This is a genomic window from Shouchella phoenicis, from assembly GCF_047238345.1.
Lineage (GTDB): Bacteria > Bacillota > Bacilli > Bacillales > Bacillaceae_D > Shouchella.
This window is the reverse complement of the sequence record NZ_JBDFMQ010000001.1, coordinates 3583605-3603151: the sequence shown is the minus strand read 5'-3', so window position 1 is coordinate 3603151 and position 19547 is coordinate 3583605. Positions and strand designations below refer to the sequence as shown.

The following is a 19547-nucleotide window of genomic DNA, read 5'->3' as shown; positions in this document are numbered from 1 at the left end:
ATGGAACAAGCGTATTAGGCTACTACCTAATACGCTTGTTTTCGCTTTTTTTACTGAAGAGGTGCTTTTGGCTGCGGCATCGTCGCAGGTTGCCCGTTAACCGATTGGTACGCACTTGTCATCGCTTGAGCGTCACTGTCTTTTAACTGTGGGACTTGGTAGTACTGATGCTTGTTCTGATAAAGGAAAATTTCATAAGCCAGCTCAATAAAGTTTGGTACAGTGTCTGCCACGACTCGACGGACGATGGGATTCGTTATTTCTGAGGCAGCCATTCCCATTAATGAGGCTTGTCCTTTAATTAAGCCGAGCATATGAGCAGATAAACCAGCTTCTTTGACTTCAGAAATGTTTCGATTCGGTTTTTTAGGCTGACTTGGCGTAAGCCCAAACTGTACATCATGAGACAACGTCATTTTATAAACACCTGTAGACTGACTTGGTGGTTGGCCTGTCGAAAATGCTTCTGCAAGAACGTTATATTGGCTTTCAATAAACGTATATTGGCGATCCAGTAATGAAATTAACTCTTGATCCTTCATAAATGTTCTGAAAATCATATATTGGTCAAGAACATTAATCATGCCGGCAATGATTTCATGACTATCAAACAGGTCATGTCCACCGTGATTGATTTTTGGTGAAACCTGTGTGGAGTTTACTTGACTTTGGTTTTGTTGATTCATCATTTGAACGCCCCCAATAAAAGTTTTATATCTCAAGCCGTTGTTAGTATGTGAATCTAAGTGAAACCGTATGTTGGTCAATAAAAGGAAAAACGTTGTTAGATAAACTGACGGACTTGTGGAACAATTTAGACTTCAGCCTATAATTACGAATATAGACGAAACATGATTAATAGGGGGGATTGTCAATGAGTGGAGATGAAGCATTGGTACTGGTAGATAATTTATGGCTTACCGTTGCCGCTGTATTAGTATTATTAATGCAAGGTGGATTTATTCTTCTTGAAGCAGGTTCAACCCGAATGAAAAATGCAGGCCACATTGCTGGGAAGACTATTTTTACAGTAGGTGTGGCATCGTTAGTGTTTTGGGCTGTAGGGTACGGTTTTATTTATGGCGATGGAAATGCAATTATAGGTCTTTCTAATTTTTTCTATGGTAGTGCAACAGATGGCATTGGCTCTGTTGATTTCTTTTTTCAATTAACATTCGCAGCGATTGCGTTAACCATCGCATTTGGTGGGTTTGCAGAGCGAGGGAAACTCGCGGCATATGCAATCTTTGCTGTTTTATTTTCTGCATTTGTTTATCCTTTGGTTGCTCACTGGATTTGGTCCGATCAAGGTTGGCTTGCAGATCTCGGAAAGCAAGATTTTGCAGGATCAACCGTTGTTCACTTAACAGGAGCGATGGCAGCTCTTGCGGCGACCATTATTCTAAAACCGCGACTAGGCAAGTACGGGAAAAATGGACAAATCAACAATTTATCCGGACATAACCAAGTCTATACGGCGCTTGGAGTGTTAATTCTTTGGGTCGGTTGGTTTGGCTTTAATGCCGGCTCAACAGGTGGGTTAGATGGCGCGTTTTTTGGATTTGTTGCCTTAAATACGCAGCTTGCCGCTGGAGCAGGAACGATTGCCGCCCTATTCCTTGTCTGGGCAATGAGCGGAAAAGCCGACGTGCCAACGACATTAAATGGTGCGCTAGCAGGGCTTGTTGCAATTACAGCATCTTGTGCATTTGTTGATCCATGGGCAGCTGTTGTCATTGGTGCAATTGGTGGGCTAATTGTCGTTCTTAGCATGAAGATGTTCGACAAGCTTAAAATCGACGATCCTATTTTTGCACTAAGTGTTCACGGTGTGGCGGGCGTATGGGGGACACTCTCAACTGGATTTTTTGCAACGCCAGAACTAGCAGCTTTAAACGGTGGTCAAGCGGGGTTATTTTACGGAGGCGGATTTGATCAACTAGGTGTGCAGGCACTCAGTGTTGTTGTGTGCGGTTTGTTCGCTTTCGTAGCATCTTACCTTCTACTATTACTTACAAAAGGGCTTGTCGGTGGCACGTTACGTGTATCTGAAGAAGAAGAGATTCTCGGTCTTGACATGAGTGAGCATGGTGCATATGGATACCCGGAAAACGTTCAAGACGAGCAAGCTTCACGAACAGGTTCGTAATGGCGAGACCATCAGAAGCACTGCAAACGCGTCTCAACATTCATGAACAGCGACGTGTGAAAACCGTTCAAGATGTGATTACACGGTCAAAAAAGGAGCTGGGAGAAATCCCTGCTCCCTTTGCATTTTTCTTTATGGGAAGCGCAGGAAGACAGGAACAACTTTACGACACGGATCAAGATCACGGCATAGTTTATGACGGGGATCAGAAACACCAATCGTTTTTTTTACAGTTAGGTGAGAGGATCGTCGAAGCTTTAGAAGAAGTTGGCTATGAGCGTTGTCCAGGTGGGGTGATGGCATCAAATCATCGTTGGTGTCAGCCATTTGCAGATTGGGAGGAGCAACTCCTCTTTTGGATAAAAGAAAATAAATTTGACCATGTTCGCTATTTGTTAACTTTTTTTGATGCAAGATGTGTATGGGGACAGGAAGACTTGCTTGTCAATTTAAAGCAATTAGTCTTTGATAAGTTAGAAGAAGGGCTGATAACCATGGATCGTTTTGCCGAGAATACAGGAAGAATTCCAAAAGGAATAAATGGATTTGGTCAACTGTTGGAAGAAACGTATGGGGAACATCAAGGAACGATTAATATGAAAGAACAAGTCTTATTTCCTTACGTGAATGGAATGAGATTACTGGCATTAAAAGAAGGCATTCAGGCTGCATCGACAGTAGAACGGATGGAACAAAGTCATTCTGTGAATACGTTTAGGCGTGAAATGGAGTCTTTTGTTGAGATCCAAAATTACCGAGTGATGTGGGGAGAACGTCACGGAACATTTACGCATGTGTTTCCACAGAAACTTTCAAAAAGAGAGCGTGACTTTCTTAAGAATTGTGTAAAGGAAGGACGGTCGTTTTATAAAAGAATTCAAGAAGATGTTGGGCGTGAGCTACAATGAATGTGATCCAATTTATGAGACAGATATCTAGCCGCTTTACGACAAATGTTTCGGCGACTTCCTCTGATCAAGCAAGTCAGATGGCTCGGTTTCGGCAATATCAAAAAGAGGCGCAACGAGATGTGCTTGATGAACCGCTACAGGAATTGCCAATGGTTGTGTTTGACTTAGAGACAAGTGGGTTTCAGCCAGATTATGGGGATTCCATTTTGTCTATTGGTGCGGTTAAGATTAAAGGATCTACCATTTTACATGAACATTTTTATAAAACGATTAAGCCGAAAAAAGCGCCTTCTGAAGAAATTCTGCACCTTACCGGATTAACCGCTTATGAATTAGAACAATCAGAAGCATTAAAAGATGTTCTATTAGCGTTTTATCAATTTGTCGGTTCCGCCACGCTAATCGCCCATCACGCAGCACATGAACGACGCTTTATGCGTCATGCAACCTGGCAGGAGCTTGGACGAACCTTTACTCATCGCTTAATTGATACATCGTTTCTAACGCAAATTACAGCTGCGCACCAATCTTTTGATAAGCTAGAAGACTGGTGTCATGCATACAATATCGCTGTCGGCAATCGGCATCATGCATTAGCAGATGCCCATATGGCTGCGCAACTTTGGGTGAAACATAGTGTTGTAGCCGATCATGCAGGATATACGACCTTATCCCATCTATACAAAGCCCTTGCAGCGAAAAAGTAGAGAGGTACTCGCAATTAACTAAATAAGCATGCTATCATAGAACTGTGTTCGAAAGGAGGACACTATGCTTATTAAAGTTGAAAACTTAATTGATCAAATGGAACGACAAATAGAGAATATGAAGCGAGCGGCACATCAAGAGGATTGGAATGGCACGAAGGAAGCGGCGTCTATTATTGAAAGTTATTGTCATGTGATTAAAGCGAATCATCCTGAAAAAGCGGCAGAGGTTGCAAGTACACCTTCATCTCCGTCTATTCAAGAAATGCCAGCTGTTCAACAGCAAAGGCCGTCTCAAGTGCCTTTGCAGACACCGCAACCACAACCGATTATGAATCAAGTGCCGACGACTTCTGAAGAACAAAAAGAAAAACGTAACTTGCTTGATTTTTAAAAACGATCCGTAAAAGGTTCGTTTTTTTTATGGTCGCCATTCAACAATGACGCCAAAATGATGTGATTCCTCGTCATCTAAATAGTCTTTTTCAATTCTTACAACGGAAAGCCCTTGGTTCAACATGAAAGTCAAAACAGGGTCACTAAGCTTTCTATTTTGAACTTCTTCTACGTAGGCTTCCACAGTGAGCTGATCTGCATAGCGGTGATAGCCGGGAATACGGCTGCCAGCAGCATAACGTTCTAATTCAAGGTCGCGCACGGTCATTTTTCGCGCTTCGTATAGCGCCCGAGCGATTCCTAGCTTTCGATAGTTCGGACGAACGCAAAGGTCAATGCCGTATAACGTTTTGCCGCTTGGGTCATGGGTATGGCGGATCAATCCGTTGTCACTAATGCCTTCCCATGTGTGTGAGTGGCTTGCTTCATTTGTTAGCAAGGAAGTAGCGGATCCAACAATACGATTATTGTATTCGACTAGGAGTGCCCCTTCCGCAAAGGTTTCTACGTGGGCAGCAATTTGCTCTTTACTCCATAATTGTGCTTCTGGATAAGGAGGTGGAAATGCTTCTTTTTGGACTTGTAATAGACCATCAAAATCGGCTAAAGTATAGGGACGAACATGCATGATTACGAATCCTCCATTCCTGTTTAGCCCTATAATAGCATGGGTTTTGGTGAAATGCGAAAATCACCATTTATATAAGAAATGGATTGGTTTAAAAAAGGAGTGTATAAAGTTGGGTAGATTATTTATTTTAATAGGAGCAATTGTGATGGCGCTCTCAGTGGCAATCGGAGCATTTGGGGCACATGGCTTAGAAGGACGTATTAGTGAACGGATGCTAAAAAATTATCAAACAGGCGTTCAATATCATATGATTCACGGCGTAGGTTTACTATTTGTTGGGGTTCTTTCTTTAAAAATGACAGCTAATCAAATGGTAAATGGAGCGGGTTGGGCTTTCCTTGTTGGAATTGTTCTTTTCTCTGGTAGTTTGTACGTGATGGCACTCACAGGAATTACGAAACTTGGTGCGATTACACCAATTGGTGGACTTGCGTTCATCATAGGCTGGGTCTTGCTTGGAATTGCCGCAATGAGGTATGTATAAACAGAAGTAGAGGCCGGCACTATTCATAAAATTGGCTTAAATCGTTATAAAAACCTTCATGGAGGACATCCTCATGAAGGTTTTTTGAATTCTAATTTATCGTGGTGAATACTGAGATAAGCTCGGTTCATACCCGTATTGGTATGTATATTCGATAGGCTCATCAAATGTGATAAAGTCTAAATTCACCATTAACAATAAGTAATACTCTCCTGTTTCAGGATTCCCAATAATAATATGATCTCGACCAGCTTCTTCAATACGTCCTCTAAATACACGAGCATTCCATTCGCTATTTCCTTCAAAGGTTTGATGGACAGTCACAAGTTTTCCGCGATTTAAGCGTAAAATATTTTCAATAAACGATTGTTCAATAGGCAGCATACTCGTGTCACTACCTTGAACAGACGTAGGCGTTTGCTGTTGAGCAAAGCCTGGCGTCTGATAGTTCTGAGAAGAAAAGTAGCCCTGACCCTGTGGTGATTGCTGCATCATCGGTTGTCCTTGCATGGGTTGACCCTGCATCATGGGCTGACCTTGCATCGGCTCCTGCTGTCCATACCCTTGATTTCCTGACTGGTTTTGCCATTGATTCTGGTACATTCAATCACTCCTTCTTTAACTTTAAAACGTATTAAAGACTTCTTCACATTCCGCAGCTGTCGGCTGATAAAAACAGTGCGCTTTGTAACGCCCAGTATTCCATTGCCCCCACCATTGATCGGGACATGGTCCATCCGGTCGAAAAAACCAAAGTGCAAATTCTCCTGGGTTAAATCGTTCACCTTTTACAACTCTCCGCGCAAGTCTTCTGTCTCGTTCCCTAGCTTTTTGATAAAAATAGCTTTTTTGAACAGCTTCGAATCCGCCTGGTGACTGAAAGGCCATATCAGGTATCGTATTCACGTTGCCAAAATCCATACAACGTACCCTCGTTCGATTGACCATCACGTTGCCAGCCAATAGCATCCCGAGCTCTCCCTCTCCCTCTGCTTCAGCTCGCATTAAGCGTGCTAATACATCGATATCACCAGAATTTACTTTAATAACCGCCATTGAGCACCTCCACCAAAGATCGTCTGACTATGTTTGTTATGGGAAGTTTTATCAAACCACATAGGTTCGTTCCATCATATGAAGCAAAAAAGACAAATATGTCGCTCTGGTGAAAAATAAAGAATGAAAAACAGAACTAAATAAACATTCAGAAAAACGAGTAAATCATTTTACTTTCACACATAAGCCACCCATAATAGAGGAGTCGGTTTCTAACCAACGGGCATTGAAACCTAAACGGGTTGTTGCCCGTAACAAAGAATGGACGCGTTAAGCGGAAAATAGAACGTTGCGATCGAGCTGTTCGCAAGAGGCATTTTTATAAGGGAGGATGCAGAACGTATGACATTAGTTATTGATCATGTAGAAAAACAGTTTGGCCAGCACACCGCAGTAGACGGCATCTCGTTACGTGTAGAAAAAGGGCAGATGTTTGGTATGTTAGGGGCCAATGGAGCGGGTAAAACAACAACGTTTCGAATGATTATTGGTTTATTAGATCCAACAAATGGAACCGTTACGTGGAACGGGAAAAAGCTTTCTTATAAGTACACGAATTTAATTGGTTATTTACCTGAAGAGCGCGGGCTTTATCCCAAGTTAACTGTAAAAGACCAGTTAATTTATCTTGGGAAGCTTAAAGGGATGAAGAAACATGCAATTATTGAAGAAATGCGATCTTGGTTAGAGCGCTTTAAAGTAACAGAATATGAAAACAAAAAGGTAGAAGAGCTCTCAAAAGGAAACCAGCAAAAGATTCAATTTATCGCTGCAGTATTACATAAACCAGAACTTCTTATTTTAGATGAGCCATTTAGTGGGTTGGACCCGGTGAACTCTGACATGTTAAAAGCAGCGGTTCGCCATATTCAGGACCAAGGGACGACAATTGTCTTCTCAAGTCATCAAATGAATAACGTGGAAGAAATGTGTGAAGACATTATTATGCTTAAACGAGGCAAAGCTGTACTCCAAGGAAATTTAACAGAAATTAAGCGGAGCTACGGAATTAAGACTGTTTCGATTGCTGCTGATTATGATTTGAGTTTTTTACAGGAGCATGAACATGTTTCACAGTACACTGAGACAATAAATGGAGTAAAAATCCAAGTAGAAAATGAAGAATCTGCGAAAGATATTTTTCAAGTGCTCGCTCAAAAAGGGTTTGTTCGCAAATTTGAAGTCGAAGAGCCAAGCCTGCACGATATTTTTATTGATAAAGTAGGAGGGGATGCAAATGAATAATTTTGGAACGATTGTATCTCATACGTTAAGTTCAAAAATACGTACGAAATCCTTTGTTATCTCTACTGTTTTTATGATGATCCTCATTATTGGATTAACAAATATCACGACGATTGTTGACTTATTTACTGGGGACGACGATTCTCCAACAGAAGTTGCGGTTGTCGATGAAAGTGAAGACGCAGGCATCATTGCGCAAGGTTTAACAGCTCCAAATGAAACTGAAGAAGGAACAACTTTTGTACTGATGGACGGTCAATCATTAGATGACGTCATTCAAGAAGCAGAGGAAGGTACATACGAAGGTGTTGTCCATCTAACAGGTTCAACCGAAGATCTACAAGCATCATTTTATGGCGATTCAAACAACACAGCGATGGAAGTGGAACAGCAAATCCAACGGTTAAAAGAAGGCGTGCTTACGAGTGAATTAGATATTAATGAAGAACAACTAGCGGCTGTTTATCAACCAATTAGCTTTGAGCAACTTTCGCTAGAGGAAGGCGAAGCGGTTGAAAGTGAAGAAGAAAGCGCGGCATCATACTTTACAGTCTTTGCAATCACGTACATTATCTTTTTTATCGTTATATTATTTAGTACGATGATCGCAACGGAAGTGGCAACAGAAAAATCATCACGGGTGATGGAGTTACTCGTTTCTAGCGTGAATCCTGTGGTGCAAATGTTTGGAAAGCTTACTGGAATTGCTCTTTCTGGTGTTGTGAACTTAGCTACACTTCTAATTGCTTTTCTAATTGGTATGACAATTGCAGGCAATAACGTAACGGATTTCTTATCGTCAGATTTCATTGATTTAACCTTGATCGGTTACGGCTTACTGTGCGTCGTGCTCGGCTACTTCATTTTTGGTGGTGTTGCTGCCATGCTAGGAGCACTCGTAAGTCGGACAGAAGAAGTAAATCAGTCGGTTCAACCACTTATTTTCTTAGCTTTAATTGGTTTCTTTATCGTTTCATTTGGACAAAATGCGCCAGATTCTACATTTGTAAATGTGGCTTCTTATATTCCGTTCTTCACCCCTCAATTGTTAATTTTACGAGTAGGGGCAGGATCCATTGCACCAGTTGAAATTGCAATTTTAATTGGAATTATGGTAGTCAGTGCTATTATCATTAATGTGCTTGCTGCACGAATCTATAAAGGTGGCGTTCTTATGTATGGCAAATTGTCATTTAAAAAGAACATTAAACAAGCATTGGCGATGTCGAAAAAAGAAAAATAATCATTGGAAAACGGATTTGTTCTTGCTTAGTGAGTGTGGTAAGATGGAAATATTGTGAAAAGGTATCGGAGGAGGTGATTGAGGATGATTGATATTTTTCTGGAACTCTCGTTTATTTGGATCTCTGTAGGGTTGTTCCTACCGGTGATTGCTTGTTTAGCTTATGAGAACATTAAATTGCACCATTTGCATGTAAAAATGAAGCGACCAGAACGTAAAACGTTAAACACTGGAAGAATCATCAACATTCCTTTTTCACCGACAACCACTCGCGTACGTCCAAAGATACCATACTTCCGAGATAAGAGCTGTCAAGATGACGATGACCTAAACTTTGTTGTCTAACGAAACAGCATTGAGACAACAAAGGAGGACATATAGAAAGATATGAAAAGAAAAATATTATTAACAACAAGTTTGCTTTTTATGGCAGTGGTACTGGCTGCCTGTGGAATAGACGAGCCTATTACAGCTGAGTCTGAAGGCTTTTGGAATTCATTTTTTGTATACCCGATGTCTTTTTTAATTCAGTTTTTCTCTGATTTGACTGGTGGGCATTTTGGTTGGGGGATTATTATTGTAACGATCTTGATCCGTTTGCTGATCTTGCCGCTAGCATTAAAATCACAAAAGAGTTCCCGTGCGATGCAGGCATTACGTCCTGAAATGCAGGAAATTCAAGAGAGAATGAAAAAAGCACAAGGTAATCCTGAGAAACAACGTGAAGTGCAAACTGAAATGATTGGGTTATATCAAAAGCACGGAGTAAATCCCGCGGCTGGATGTTTACCTGCACTTGTTCAGATTCCGATAGTTATGGCGCTTTACTTTGCGATTATGCGTACAGAAGCCATTGGACAAGGTCCAGAAAGTGACTTCTTGTGGTTTAATTTAGGACAAATGGACCCGGTTTTACCGTTCATTGCCGGTATTACGACGTTTATCCAATTTAAGATGTCAATGAGCCAAATGCCAGCAAATCCGCTAGGAGAAGGAATGCCAAATCCAATGAACATCATGTTATGGATTTTACCAGTGATGATTATCATTGCAGGTCTAACATTACCTTCAGCACTAGCGCTTTATTGGGTAATTGGTAACATCTTTATGATTGTTCAGACGTACTTTATTATTGTACGACCAAACATGAATAAAGAGGACGTTCAAAAAGATCGTGCATAAAGAAAAGGTTCATCGCGAGTAGCGATGAACCTTTTTTCTTATACTTGAAAGTAAGCGGAGAGCGAATCTTGCGTAAGGATGTTCCCGACGTAAAAGGAGCCAAACTCGCCATAGCGAGCAGATACTTCATCAAAGCGCATCTCGTACACAAGCTTTTTAAACTGCAGAACGTCGTCTGAGAACAGAGTAACGCCCCATTCCCAATCATCGAAACCGACAGACCCAGAAATAATTTGCTTTACTTTTCCTGCATAGCTACGACCAATCATGCCGTGACTGCGCATAAGTTCTTTACGATTTTCCATCGGCAGCATGTACCAATTATCATCGCCTTCGCGACGCTTGTCCATCGGATAAAAACAAACATGCTTCCATTTTGGAAGTTCTGGATAAAGGCGTGAGCGAACATAAGGATTTTGATAGGGATCCTCATCAGACTCTTTTGCCAAGTAGTTGCTTAACTCCACAACAGAGACATAGGAATACGTCGGAAGTGTGAAGTCCGCCAACCCTGATTTGTCCAACGCAAGTTCAATGTCATTTAACTCTTCCATCGTTGGGCGCAGCAACATAATCATTAAATCTGCTTTTTGGCCAACGATTGAATAAAGAGCGTGACTACCTTGTCCATTCGCTTCGGTGTCGTTCCATTTATTTAGTAATGCTGTAAATTCTTCAATCATCCCTTCGCGTTCGTTCTCCGGGACATTTTTCCACGAGCTCCAGTCAATTTTGCGGAAGTCGTGCAGTACATACCAACCGTCTAAGGTTTTTGCTGCCTCATTCATCGTACAAATCCTCCTTCAATTTTCTCTCAATCCACTATACCATAAGGAGGGCTCTTTACTTAAGTGGATCGTCTATCGCTTGCCTTTATTCACAAAAAATTCAAGAGCTTTCCGGTGTTCTTTTGATTCACCTGCTTCACGTTGAGCTGTAACTTCCATTTCTAAAATCTCTGCTAAATGGTGGTCATAGCTCTCTCGAAAATTGTTTTTCATTAAACGAAAAGCAGTTAGTGGAAGTGCCAAGCATTTTTGAATGAGCTCGTCCACATGATCAATACTGTTAATAAGTCCCATCGCAAGCGCCTCATCAGCCGAAAAATTTTCTTTTACAGCTAGTTCAAGCGCTTTTGGATATCCGACTAATCGTGGCAAGAAGTAAGACATTCCTGCATCCGGAACAAGGCCAATTTTCAAAAATCCTAATCCAAAAAGGGCTTCTTTGTTCGCAACACGATAGTCACAAGCTAATGCGATACTAAGACCAGCTCCTACAGCAATTCCATTTATATGGGCAATGATTGGTTTGCCAATATTCGTCATAAGCGTAATTAATTTATTGTATGTTTCTCGTAATGCGCGGCCATAATTGAAATTTTCCATATCGTTTATATCAATTGATTTTAAGTCCGCTCCGGAACAAAAAGCATCTCCGCTTCCTGTTAAGACGATTACTCGAACATCGGTACGTTCATCTGCTTCTTCAAAAGCCTCGTAAAGTTGTTCGTGGGCAGCATCGTTTAATGCGTTTTTTACAGTTGGTCGGTTTAAAGTGATCGTAGCAATGTTGTTCTTAATATCTAGTCTTACTAGTTGGTCACTCATAAAAGCCTCCTAAAATGGTTTTCTACATCTTTCGCTAAAAATAGGTGAAAACCCTTTAATTTTAATGTAAGCGTAATCAATGTGTCAATTTTTAAAATTAACGCTTTATGCGAGGCTGTTTCCTTTTTTTCTAAAGCAGGGTATCCTAAAATAGAGTAAGAATGATAACTGAAGGAGGTTATTTACAGTGAGTGATTTATTTGCTGATATTAAACAGCAGGTAGGGTCTCATAAGCCAAGTATCGTATTACCAGAAGGAAACGACGAGCGTGTGCTTGAAGCCGCGGTAAAACTTGCTACAGATCAAGTCGTTGACCCGATTGTGATTGGAAATCCAGACGAAATTACGTCTCTTGCAGATAAAATAAATGTAAAGATTGATGATGTAACAATTTATGATCCAAAGACGTATGCGCACCTAGATGAAATGGTGGCGTCCTTTGTTGAAAGACGTAAAGGAAAAGCGACTGAAGAACAGGCGCGTGAACTTCTTATGGACGTTAATTACTTTGGAACGATGCTTGTGTATATGGAGAAAGCTGACGGTCTTGTCAGTGGTGCTGCCCATTCAACTGGCGATACTGTTCGCCCGGCATTACAAATTATTAAAACAGAGCCTGGTATAAAGCGTACATCTGGTGTATTCGTAATGGTAAAAGAAGATAAGAAATTTGTCTTTGGTGACTGTGCGATTAATATTTCTCCAAACGAAGAAGAGTTGGCAGAGATTGCGACAGCAACAGCAGATACCGCAAAATTATTTGGCATTGATCCAAAAGTAGCGATGCTTTCGTTCTCAACTCTTGGTTCTGCGTCTTCGCAAGAAACACAAAAAGTTTCTGCTGCAACGAAACTTGCACAGGAAAGTCGCCCAGATCTTGTCATTGACGGTGAATTCCAATTTGACGCTGCATTTGTACCTGCAGTAGCTCAGAAAAAAGCGCCTGAATCGCCGCTTAAAGGTGAAGCAAATGTGTTTATTTTCCCGAGCTTAGAATCAGGGAATCTTGGTTATAAAATTGCGCAACGACTTGGTGGCTATGATGCAATCGGACCGATTTTACAAGGTTTAAATAAGCCAGTAAATGACTTATCTCGTGGTTGTAATGTGGACGATGTCTATAAGCTTAGCTTAATTACAGCGATGCAAGCCATTACTCAAAAAGAAACACAAAAAGCGTAATGAAAAGCTTTCGGTTTGATGACCGAAAGCTTTTTTTAGTTTAAACAGCGATTATGCCGCTCAATTACCCGTTCTAGTTGTGTTTCGTATAAAAGCGTTTCTTCAGCAGAAAAAGGTTCCTCGTTCAGAGTAATATCAAACGATTGAGCAGTTTGTTTTGCTTTTTCAACGATTTGTTCAACAGTAAAGGTTTCATCCAGAAGTTCATTTAAGGACGCCATAACCGTTGGTGTTACATGAGGTGCACTAAATTTTGGGTTCGGTTCTTTTACGGCGTGGCTGTACATGTCTCGAACAACTTGTGCTCGTTCTGAACCACTGCCTGTAATGCACAAATATATTTGCACCGCAATCCCGCCACGAATTCGTCGTTGAGAGATGCCGGCGAATTTCTTCCCATCAATACTTAAATCGTAGCTACCAGGACAGTAAGAGCCAAAAATTTCACCTGTATCAATTTTTGCTTCGGGAAACATTGCACGTACAAAGGCAACCATACGCTCGTAGCCACCGTCAATGGAAGAGGTGGTTTCTCCAGGAAAGATAAGGGAAAGATTCAAAACACCGTTATCTAATAATACAGCTAGTCCGCCTGAATTTCGAACGACGACACGGTAATTATTCTTTTCTAATATAGTAATCGCATCATGGATATGATCTAAACGAGTGTCCTGTGTCCCTAAAACAATGGTGCGATCATGCACCCAGAAACGTAGAGACGATTGATTCGTTTTTCCAGCTAATTGACAAAGGGTATCGTCAAAAGCAAACGATTTCAAGGCGCTCTCTGATAGGTAATTTTTACTGTTATCGATCAGTCTCAATTCGGCGTTTAAAGCCTGAAATGGTGAGGGTTTAATCAATCAAATCATTCCTTTCTTACACACCTTAGTATAACATGGAAAGGGCTAACCTATAAAAAGGAAGTTGCGTATTTTGATTTCTGCCGTTATACTGAAAAAAGTTTTACAAACGTAAGCGATTTTTAAAAAAAGAAGTGTAAAGAAGAAAAAAATAAGAGAATTATAAGAAATTATCAAATTGGGTTTGGGGGAAACTAAATGAACAACAATAAGCTCACAAGAAACATATTACTCGGTTTATTATTAGGGGCTATTTTAGGTCTTGTTCTGCCGATATGGTCACAAGATGTTTTTAACGTGTTAAATCAATACATTTTAGACCCTGCAGGTACAATCTTTTTACGTTTAATTATGATGGTTGTTGTTCCGCTTGTGTTCTTTTCACTTGTTGTTGGTATTTCCGATTTAGGAAGTCCAAAACAACTTGGTCGAATGGGAATACAAACGGTTATTTTCTTTCTAGCGACATCCGCTATATCCTTAACAGTTGGAATTGTTGCAGCACAGATCGTTCAACCTGGATCACCAGGTTTGCTAGGTGAAGGAATTGCGGAAGACTATCAGCCGGCGGAATCTGTTCCAATTATGGAAACACTCATCAACATTTTCCCTGAGAATCCAATTGCTTCTATGGCTGATATGAATATGCTACAAATTATTACATTTGCTTTGTTTGTCGGACTTGCTATGGCGATGCTCGGCAAAAAAGTGGAAACGGTTAAAATTTTCTTTACACAAGCAAATGACATTATGATGAAAATCGTTACATTCGTTATGGCATTTGCACCAATTGGTGCGTTTGCGTTAATTGCTTCTGCTCTTGGTGAAGCAGGATGGGAAGCTGTTGGATCCCTTCTTTCTTACTTCTTAACTGTAGCTGGGGTACTTGTCTTCCACTTATTTGTTGTGTATGGATTAATCGTATACTTCTTAGGAAAAATGAGTCCAGTTAAGTTTTTTAAAGGCTTTGCGCCAGCTATGACGATGGCATTCAGCTTATCAAGCTCAAACGCAGTCTTGCCACTTTCTATGAAATCTGCACAAGAGAACTTAGGTGTTTCTAAACAAGTATCTGGTTTTGTTCAACCTCTCGGTGCGACGATTAATATGGACGGTACAGGTATTATGCAAGCTGTAGCAACCGTTTTTATTGCGCAAGTGTACGGCGTTGATTTGACGCTTATGCAAATGCTTATGATCGTCTTAACGGCAACATTAGCAAGTATTGGCACAGCGGGTGTACCAGGAGTAGGTATGATCATGCTCGCCATGGTTCTGACAACAGTTGGGTTACCACCAGACGCAATCGGTTTAATTATCGGTATTGATCGTCTTCTTGATATGATGAGAACCGCAGTTAATATTACAGGTGACGCTGCCTTAGCGGTTATTGTTGATCGAAATGAGAAAAAGCGTGGCGACATTCCAGCTAATTCCTAAACAACAGGAAAGCAAGGTTTAAAATGATTAGAACCTTTATAAGTGGACGTTCACTTATGAAGGTTCTTTTTTCGTTCGTTAGACCGAGCCTCTTTTCTTCAGAGAAGAGAGGTCGTATAATATGAATGATAGAAAAGGGGGGAGAACATGTCTGGGAAGTTGCAAGAAGAAAAGGTGTTTAAAGATCCTGTTCATCGCTATATTCACGTACAGGATCAATTAATTTGGGATTTAATTGGCACAACGGAATTTCAGCGATTACGACGGGTGCGCCAGTTAGGTACAACGTCGTTAACATTTCACGGTGCAGAGCATTCGCGCTTTAATCATTCATTAGGTGTGTATGAGATCATGAGGAGGCTTATAACGAATTTTACTGATAAGCCAATGTGGAACAATGAGGATCGTCTTCTCGCGCTCAGTGCGGCATTGCTACACGATATTGGACATGGTCCATTCTCCCACTCGTTTGAAAAAGTCTTTGATACAGATCATGAAGAATGGACAAGGTTTATTATTCTTGGTGATACCGAAGTGAACGCTGTCTTACGTCAGTATGATCCCGGTTTTCCGAAAGAAGTAGCGGCAGTCATTGAAAAAACGTCCGCCAATAAACTCGTAACAAGCATGATATCAAGTCAAATTGACGCAGATCGTATGGATTACTTACTAAGAGATGCGTATTACACTGGCGTGAGCTACGGACAGTTTGACTTGGAGCGAATTTTACGAGTGATGAGGCCGATGGAGGATCAAGTGGTTGTCAAAGCCAGCGGGATGCACGCGGTAGAGGATTATATTATGAGTCGCTATCAAATGTATTGGCAAGTGTATTTCCACCCAGTGACGCGAAGTTCTGAAGTCATCTTAAGCAAGATTTTAAAGCGTGTAAAAGTATTGCATGAGAACGGCTATGCGTTTAAACAGCCACCTCATCATTTTAAAGCAATCTTCTCGGGAACAACGACAATCCAAGATTATTTAAAATTAGATGAATCCGTGATGCAGTTTTATTTTCAGTGTTGGCAGGATGAAGACGACTCAATCTTGAAAGATTTATGTCAACGTTTCTTAAATCGTCGCTTGTTTGCTTATGTCGAATGCCATCCGAATGAGCGCTTAACGGATATTATGGCCTTGCAAGAGTTGTTCTGGGAAGCAGGCATTGAAGCGGACTATTATTTGGAGATGGATTCCTCTTCCGATTTACCTTATGATGTGTACAGGCCTGGCGAAGAACAGCGAGTGCCGATTCAATTGTTAGTAAAAGATGGTCAATTAAAAGAGTTATCCAGTCAGTCCGACGTAGTTGAGTCGATTTCTGGGAAAAAGCGAACGGATCACAAGCTTTATTATCCAGCAGACCTCATCGCGTCATTAGATGAAAAGCCGAGGCAGGAAATTGAATCTATTCTTAAACAAATGTAAGGAGGGGTAGCTTGCTTTCCAATCATGTGCAGGTGCTAAAACTTTTTTCATTATGCGAGAAAACGATTGAACATAAAAAGCTACAAAAAATCATTTATATAGCAAAATCATTTGGGGCGCCATTTGCGGAGAAATACCGATATCATCGCTTAGGGCCGTATTCTGAAGACTTATTTGTGCGTCTTGAAGAATTATGCAATCTCCAGTTTTTAAAAGAAGAGCGGGATGAGCGAGACATTGTTTATATGCTAACGAATCAAGGGGAAACGTTTCTACATAAGCTTTTAGTAAGAGAAGAGCTTGACGAGTTTACAGACGTTTACAAGGATTTGAATAGCCAACCTTTATCGATACTTGAACAAATGGCGGCGCTACTCTATTTTCAAAAACAAATGGAGAGCGAGGGAGTACGTGATCCTCAGCTTAATTCACGTTACTCGAATCAAGAATGGCTCCATGCAGAAACTCATTTAATGATGCTACGGGAACGACAAGTATCCTATGAAGGTTCATAGTCTTACATTTTATTTTACAGCAGTTTTGTAGTTATGGCGCGCCTTATTGTATACACTATGAGCATTAGAACATCACGACAAGAGAAGAAAGGTGGCGCCAATTTTGCTCAGCTTTACATTAATGCTTCTTATGTTCGCTGTTGGCATACCGTTAATTCTAATCTTATTCTTAGCATCACCGATGATGGGGGTAGTTGTTGTTGCCACTATCCTGCTCAATTGGTTTTTTATAGCACAATATATCCGTAAGCACCATAAAGGTGGGCATCAAAAAAAGGAGTGTTCTTAAAAAAAGAACGCTCCTTTTGCTTTTATTTATCACTTTGTCTAATTCCAGCAACTCCAAAGTTTGTTGGTTTCATTTCATCAATAACCACAGAAATACGTTCTTTTGGTGCATCGATTGTTTCTGAAACGGCTGCGGTTACTTTTTCAACAAGTGCTCGCTTTTGGTCATCGCTACGACCTTCAAGCATTTGAACAGTAACAATTGGCATAAGAAAAACTCCTTTCAAGTAGCATACCTTCAGTATACCAGAAAGGAGTTTTGTTTTAGTCAGTAAAAAGAGCCAAAGATTGGTTAAACTGTGAGTCCACTAAGTCAGCAACGAGTACATAACGCTCAGGCGCAAAGCCAACGACATGGAATGGGTAACAAGTCGTTACCGTTAATTGCGCGTCATCTGTAGAGACAATGACTGTGCGATCATCCTCATCGACAATGCGAACCGTATGCACTTTGTATGTGAACACACCGCTCTTGGTTTCAACGATAATCTCGTCTCCTTCACCAACATCACCAAGATGGTGAAACACCGTATTGTTGTGACCTGATAAGACACTATTGTCATTTTCTCCGGGAAGGACGCTCCCATCAAAATGGCCAACACCTCGGTCGAGCTCATCGTCACCAGTACCGTGGATAATGGGCCAACTCGAATCCATGACTGGAATCGTTAACTTGCCCATTACCTCACCTATAGCTGGCTGCCACTCACTCACTTCAGGGTTAACGGTTGAGGCAAGGATTTGATCGTTTTCCCCTTTTCCTGAAAGGTTGTAAGCGACCAATTTCTCTTCCTCTGGCATCATTTTATAGAGCGCATAGCCATGTAAAATCTTAAACCCTGTAGTCGTGGTAAGGTAAGCACCAAAAGCGATGAGCGCAACAGCAAAGACCGATAACACGATCTTTTTCACGTTTCGCTTTTTTGCGCGAGCCATCATTTATACTGCCTCTTTTTTCATTAAACGACGGAAAACAAACAAGCCAGAAGCCATTAACCCTAAACCAAGTAGTGCATAAAGCGGGTAGTAGCTTGATGTCTTAGGCATTTTTGCACCATCAACGGTTTTTGTTAATTTTTCAGTTGAAGTGTTAGTTGTACCAGACGTAGGCGCGTTTGAACCAGATCCATCAGATGTAGGAGCTTCTTTTGAAGGCTGTTCAACTGTTACTGGTGTTTCGTTTACTGTTTCTTCAACAACTTTCCCGATTTCATTGACATCATCGAGGATGTTCTTAATAAAATGAGAATTAAACATTTCAGGCGTGATGTAGAAATCGGCTAAGAAATCCCCAGACTCGTTGTATAACTCAACAAGCAATTTGTATTCTTTCTCAATGCCTGATTTTGCTAGAACGGCTAAATCAACAGGTTGTTTATCTTGTCCAGCTTTATCAACAAAGTATTGTGGATGTAAATTAAGTAAATCAATTGCTTTTTCCCCGATTGCGAAAAGCTCGGCAATTTCTTGCGCATTTAATTCAGTAATGGACTCAAATGCACCATCACGGAAAGCAAATCCACGATCTTTTAATGCGGTTAGTTCTTCAGATAAATGTGGGTTTGCATCTCTTACATCCATATAATGGAACATTAAATTGAACAATTCTTCTTCACTTAAGCTAAATTGAGTTAAAAATCCTGAAAGATCTGGGTATTCCTCATACCAATCGTCACCAAAATACTCCCAAAGGAATACATCTAAATCATAATAAAAGACAAAGTCTTCCATTGTGTAACCTGTTTCATCTAACAAAGCGAGAAACTCTTCTTCAGTAATCTCGTAATATTCCAATAGCTCGTAATAACCTTCATCAGTCAAAGGGTCTCCTAAGAAGTCCTCTAGCTCATCGATAGAGTAAAACTCAGATAATTCTAATTCAAATTGTGAAAGGTAGTCCTCAAGCCAATCTTCAGAAACCCCTATGTACTCTAAGTATTCATTAAGCTCGTCCTGATCTAACGAATGGGCAAAACTAAGATTTGGTGCAACAAGCGCAAAAATCAAAGTGAAAATAAGTGATAAGGACAGTAATCGTTTCATGTGTTCCCCCTGTATTCAATTGTAATTTTTTTCTTGCAAGATTTAGTATATAGTTAAATCTGTTCATTTGTCTGCAAAAAAGCGAAGATTTTAGAAAAACTTTAGAATTAGGTTCTGTATACGCTAAAATACGACAAAATGCTTTGAAATCCTCTTATTTGGTAGAGGTGGTT

Annotated in this window: 23 protein-coding genes; 13 read left to right on the top strand and 10 right to left on the bottom strand. The window is 40.6% G+C overall.

Going from position 1 to position 19547, the window contains the following annotated elements; genetic code table 11:
- Positions 1-50 precede the first annotated feature (50 nt).
- On the bottom strand, positions 51-689 hold the full coding sequence (locus tag ABC361_RS19220; RefSeq protein WP_413075441.1) for a spore coat protein: 639 nt from the start codon (positions 687-689) through the stop codon (positions 51-53).
- A gap of 185 nt (positions 690-874) precedes the next feature.
- On the opposite strand from ABC361_RS19220, the gene ABC361_RS19215 reads away from it, so the two are divergent.
- From ABC361_RS19215 to ABC361_RS19200, 4 genes are all read left to right on the top strand, one after another.
- The gene (locus tag ABC361_RS19215) at positions 875-2149 is read left to right on the top strand and encodes an ammonium transporter (RefSeq protein WP_413075440.1); all 1275 of its coding nucleotides are present in this window, start codon (positions 875-877) and stop codon (positions 2147-2149) included.
- A complete protein-coding gene (locus ABC361_RS19210) occupies positions 2149-3057 on the top strand; it encodes a DUF294 nucleotidyltransferase-like domain-containing protein (protein ID WP_413075439.1) in 909 nt (302 codons plus the stop codon). Before ABC361_RS19215 ends, ABC361_RS19210 begins: the two co-directional genes overlap by 1 nt.
- Positions 3054-3767: an exonuclease domain-containing protein gene (locus tag ABC361_RS19205; protein ID WP_413075438.1), complete on the top strand. Its 714-nt coding sequence runs from the start codon at positions 3054-3056 to the stop codon at positions 3765-3767. The genes ABC361_RS19210 and ABC361_RS19205 overlap by 4 nt, the downstream gene beginning before the upstream one ends.
- 64 nt (positions 3768-3831) lie before the next feature.
- The gene (locus ABC361_RS19200; RefSeq protein ID WP_413075437.1) at positions 3832-4161 is read left to right on the top strand and encodes a DUF5327 family protein; all 330 of its coding nucleotides are present in this window, start codon (positions 3832-3834) and stop codon (positions 4159-4161) included.
- Positions 4162-4188: 27 nt separating this feature from the next.
- Here the strand turns inward: ABC361_RS19200 and ABC361_RS19195 are convergent, their stop codons facing one another.
- Complete coding sequence (locus tag ABC361_RS19195) at positions 4189-4791, bottom strand: GNAT family N-acetyltransferase (RefSeq protein WP_413075436.1); 603 nt, start codon at positions 4789-4791, stop codon at positions 4189-4191.
- A gap of 112 nt (positions 4792-4903) precedes the next feature.
- On the opposite strand from ABC361_RS19195, the gene ABC361_RS19190 reads away from it, so the two are divergent.
- Positions 4904-5278: a DUF423 domain-containing protein gene (locus ABC361_RS19190; protein WP_413075435.1), complete on the top strand. Its 375-nt coding sequence runs from the start codon at positions 4904-4906 to the stop codon at positions 5276-5278.
- A gap of 96 nt (positions 5279-5374) precedes the next feature.
- On the opposite strand, the gene gerQ is transcribed toward ABC361_RS19190, so the two are convergent.
- Together gerQ and ABC361_RS19180 are read right to left on the bottom strand one after the other, a co-directional pair.
- Entirely contained in the window at positions 5375-5881 is a 507-nt protein-coding gene (gerQ, locus tag ABC361_RS19185) for a spore coat protein GerQ (RefSeq protein ID WP_413075434.1), read from the bottom strand.
- A 21-nt stretch (positions 5882-5902) separates the two neighbouring features.
- Complete coding sequence (locus ABC361_RS19180) at positions 5903-6334, bottom strand: cell wall hydrolase (RefSeq protein ID WP_413075433.1); 432 nt, start codon at positions 6332-6334, stop codon at positions 5903-5905.
- 342 nt (positions 6335-6676) lie between these two features.
- On the opposite strand from ABC361_RS19180, the gene ABC361_RS19175 reads away from it, so the two are divergent.
- From ABC361_RS19175 to yidC, 4 genes are all read left to right on the top strand, one after another.
- On the top strand, positions 6677-7579 hold the full coding sequence (locus tag ABC361_RS19175; RefSeq protein ID WP_413075432.1) for an ABC transporter ATP-binding protein: 903 nt from the start codon (positions 6677-6679) through the stop codon (positions 7577-7579).
- Positions 7572-8822 carry an ABC transporter permease gene (locus ABC361_RS19170; protein WP_413075431.1) on the top strand — a complete coding sequence of 417 codons (1251 nt, stop codon included), beginning with the start codon at positions 7572-7574 and terminating at the stop codon, positions 8820-8822. The genes ABC361_RS19175 and ABC361_RS19170 overlap by 8 nt, the downstream gene beginning before the upstream one ends.
- An 84-nt stretch (positions 8823-8906) precedes the next feature.
- Positions 8907-9167 (top strand): hypothetical protein, encoded by a 261-nt coding sequence (locus ABC361_RS19165; RefSeq protein ID WP_413075430.1) that lies wholly within the window; start codon positions 8907-8909, stop codon positions 9165-9167.
- 42 nt (positions 9168-9209) lie between these two features.
- Positions 9210-10004 carry a membrane protein insertase YidC gene (gene yidC, locus ABC361_RS19160; protein WP_413075429.1) on the top strand — a complete coding sequence of 265 codons (795 nt, stop codon included), beginning with the start codon at positions 9210-9212 and terminating at the stop codon, positions 10002-10004.
- Positions 10005-10042: 38 nt separating this feature from the next.
- Here the strand turns inward: yidC and hemQ are convergent, their stop codons facing one another.
- Positions 10043-10792 carry a hydrogen peroxide-dependent heme synthase gene (gene hemQ, locus ABC361_RS19155; RefSeq protein WP_413075428.1) on the bottom strand — a complete coding sequence of 250 codons (750 nt, stop codon included), beginning with the start codon at positions 10790-10792 and terminating at the stop codon, positions 10043-10045.
- Between the two features lie 72 nt (positions 10793-10864).
- Positions 10865-11614, bottom strand: a complete 750-nt coding sequence (locus ABC361_RS19150) for an enoyl-CoA hydratase/isomerase family protein (protein WP_413075427.1) — start codon at positions 11612-11614, stop codon at positions 10865-10867.
- Positions 11615-11801: 187 nt separating this feature from the next.
- On the opposite strand from ABC361_RS19150, the gene pta reads away from it, so the two are divergent.
- A complete protein-coding gene (gene pta, locus ABC361_RS19145) occupies positions 11802-12797 on the top strand; it encodes a phosphate acetyltransferase (RefSeq protein WP_099304583.1) in 996 nt (331 codons plus the stop codon).
- Positions 12798-12832: 35 nt separating this feature from the next.
- Here the strand turns inward: pta and ABC361_RS19140 are convergent, their stop codons facing one another.
- Entirely contained in the window at positions 12833-13657 is an 825-nt protein-coding gene (locus ABC361_RS19140) for a lipoate--protein ligase family protein (RefSeq protein WP_413075809.1), read from the bottom strand.
- Positions 13658-13858: 201 nt separating this feature from the next.
- On the opposite strand from ABC361_RS19140, the gene ABC361_RS19135 reads away from it, so the two are divergent.
- The 3 genes from ABC361_RS19135 (at position 13859) to ABC361_RS19125 (ending at position 17043) form a co-directional block, all read left to right on the top strand.
- Entirely contained in the window at positions 13859-15100 is a 1242-nt protein-coding gene (locus tag ABC361_RS19135) for a dicarboxylate/amino acid:cation symporter (RefSeq protein WP_413075426.1), read from the top strand.
- A gap of 147 nt (positions 15101-15247) precedes the next feature.
- Complete coding sequence (locus ABC361_RS19130) at positions 15248-16528, top strand: HD domain-containing protein (protein ID WP_413075425.1); 1281 nt, start codon at positions 15248-15250, stop codon at positions 16526-16528.
- Between the two features lie 11 nt (positions 16529-16539).
- Positions 16540-17043, top strand: coding sequence for a YwgA family protein (locus ABC361_RS19125; protein ID WP_413075424.1), 504 nt, complete (start codon positions 16540-16542; stop codon positions 17041-17043).
- Between the two features lie 311 nt (positions 17044-17354).
- On the opposite strand, the gene thmT is transcribed toward ABC361_RS19125, so the two are convergent.
- Genes thmT through ABC361_RS19110 form a run of 3 tightly spaced genes read right to left on the bottom strand, consistent with a single transcriptional unit; the run spans position 17355 to position 19374 of the window.
- Positions 17355-17540, bottom strand: coding sequence for a 2-hydroxymuconate tautomerase (gene thmT, locus ABC361_RS19120; protein ID WP_413075423.1), 186 nt, complete (start codon positions 17538-17540; stop codon positions 17355-17357).
- 55 nt (positions 17541-17595) lie between these two features.
- On the bottom strand, positions 17596-18267 hold the full coding sequence (locus ABC361_RS19115; RefSeq protein ID WP_413075808.1) for a class D sortase: 672 nt from the start codon (positions 18265-18267) through the stop codon (positions 17596-17598).
- A gap of 3 nt (positions 18268-18270) precedes the next feature.
- Positions 18271-19374 (bottom strand): processed acidic surface protein, encoded by a 1104-nt coding sequence (locus ABC361_RS19110; protein ID WP_413075422.1) that lies wholly within the window; start codon positions 19372-19374, stop codon positions 18271-18273.
- Between the last annotated feature and the right edge of the window lie 173 nt (positions 19375-19547).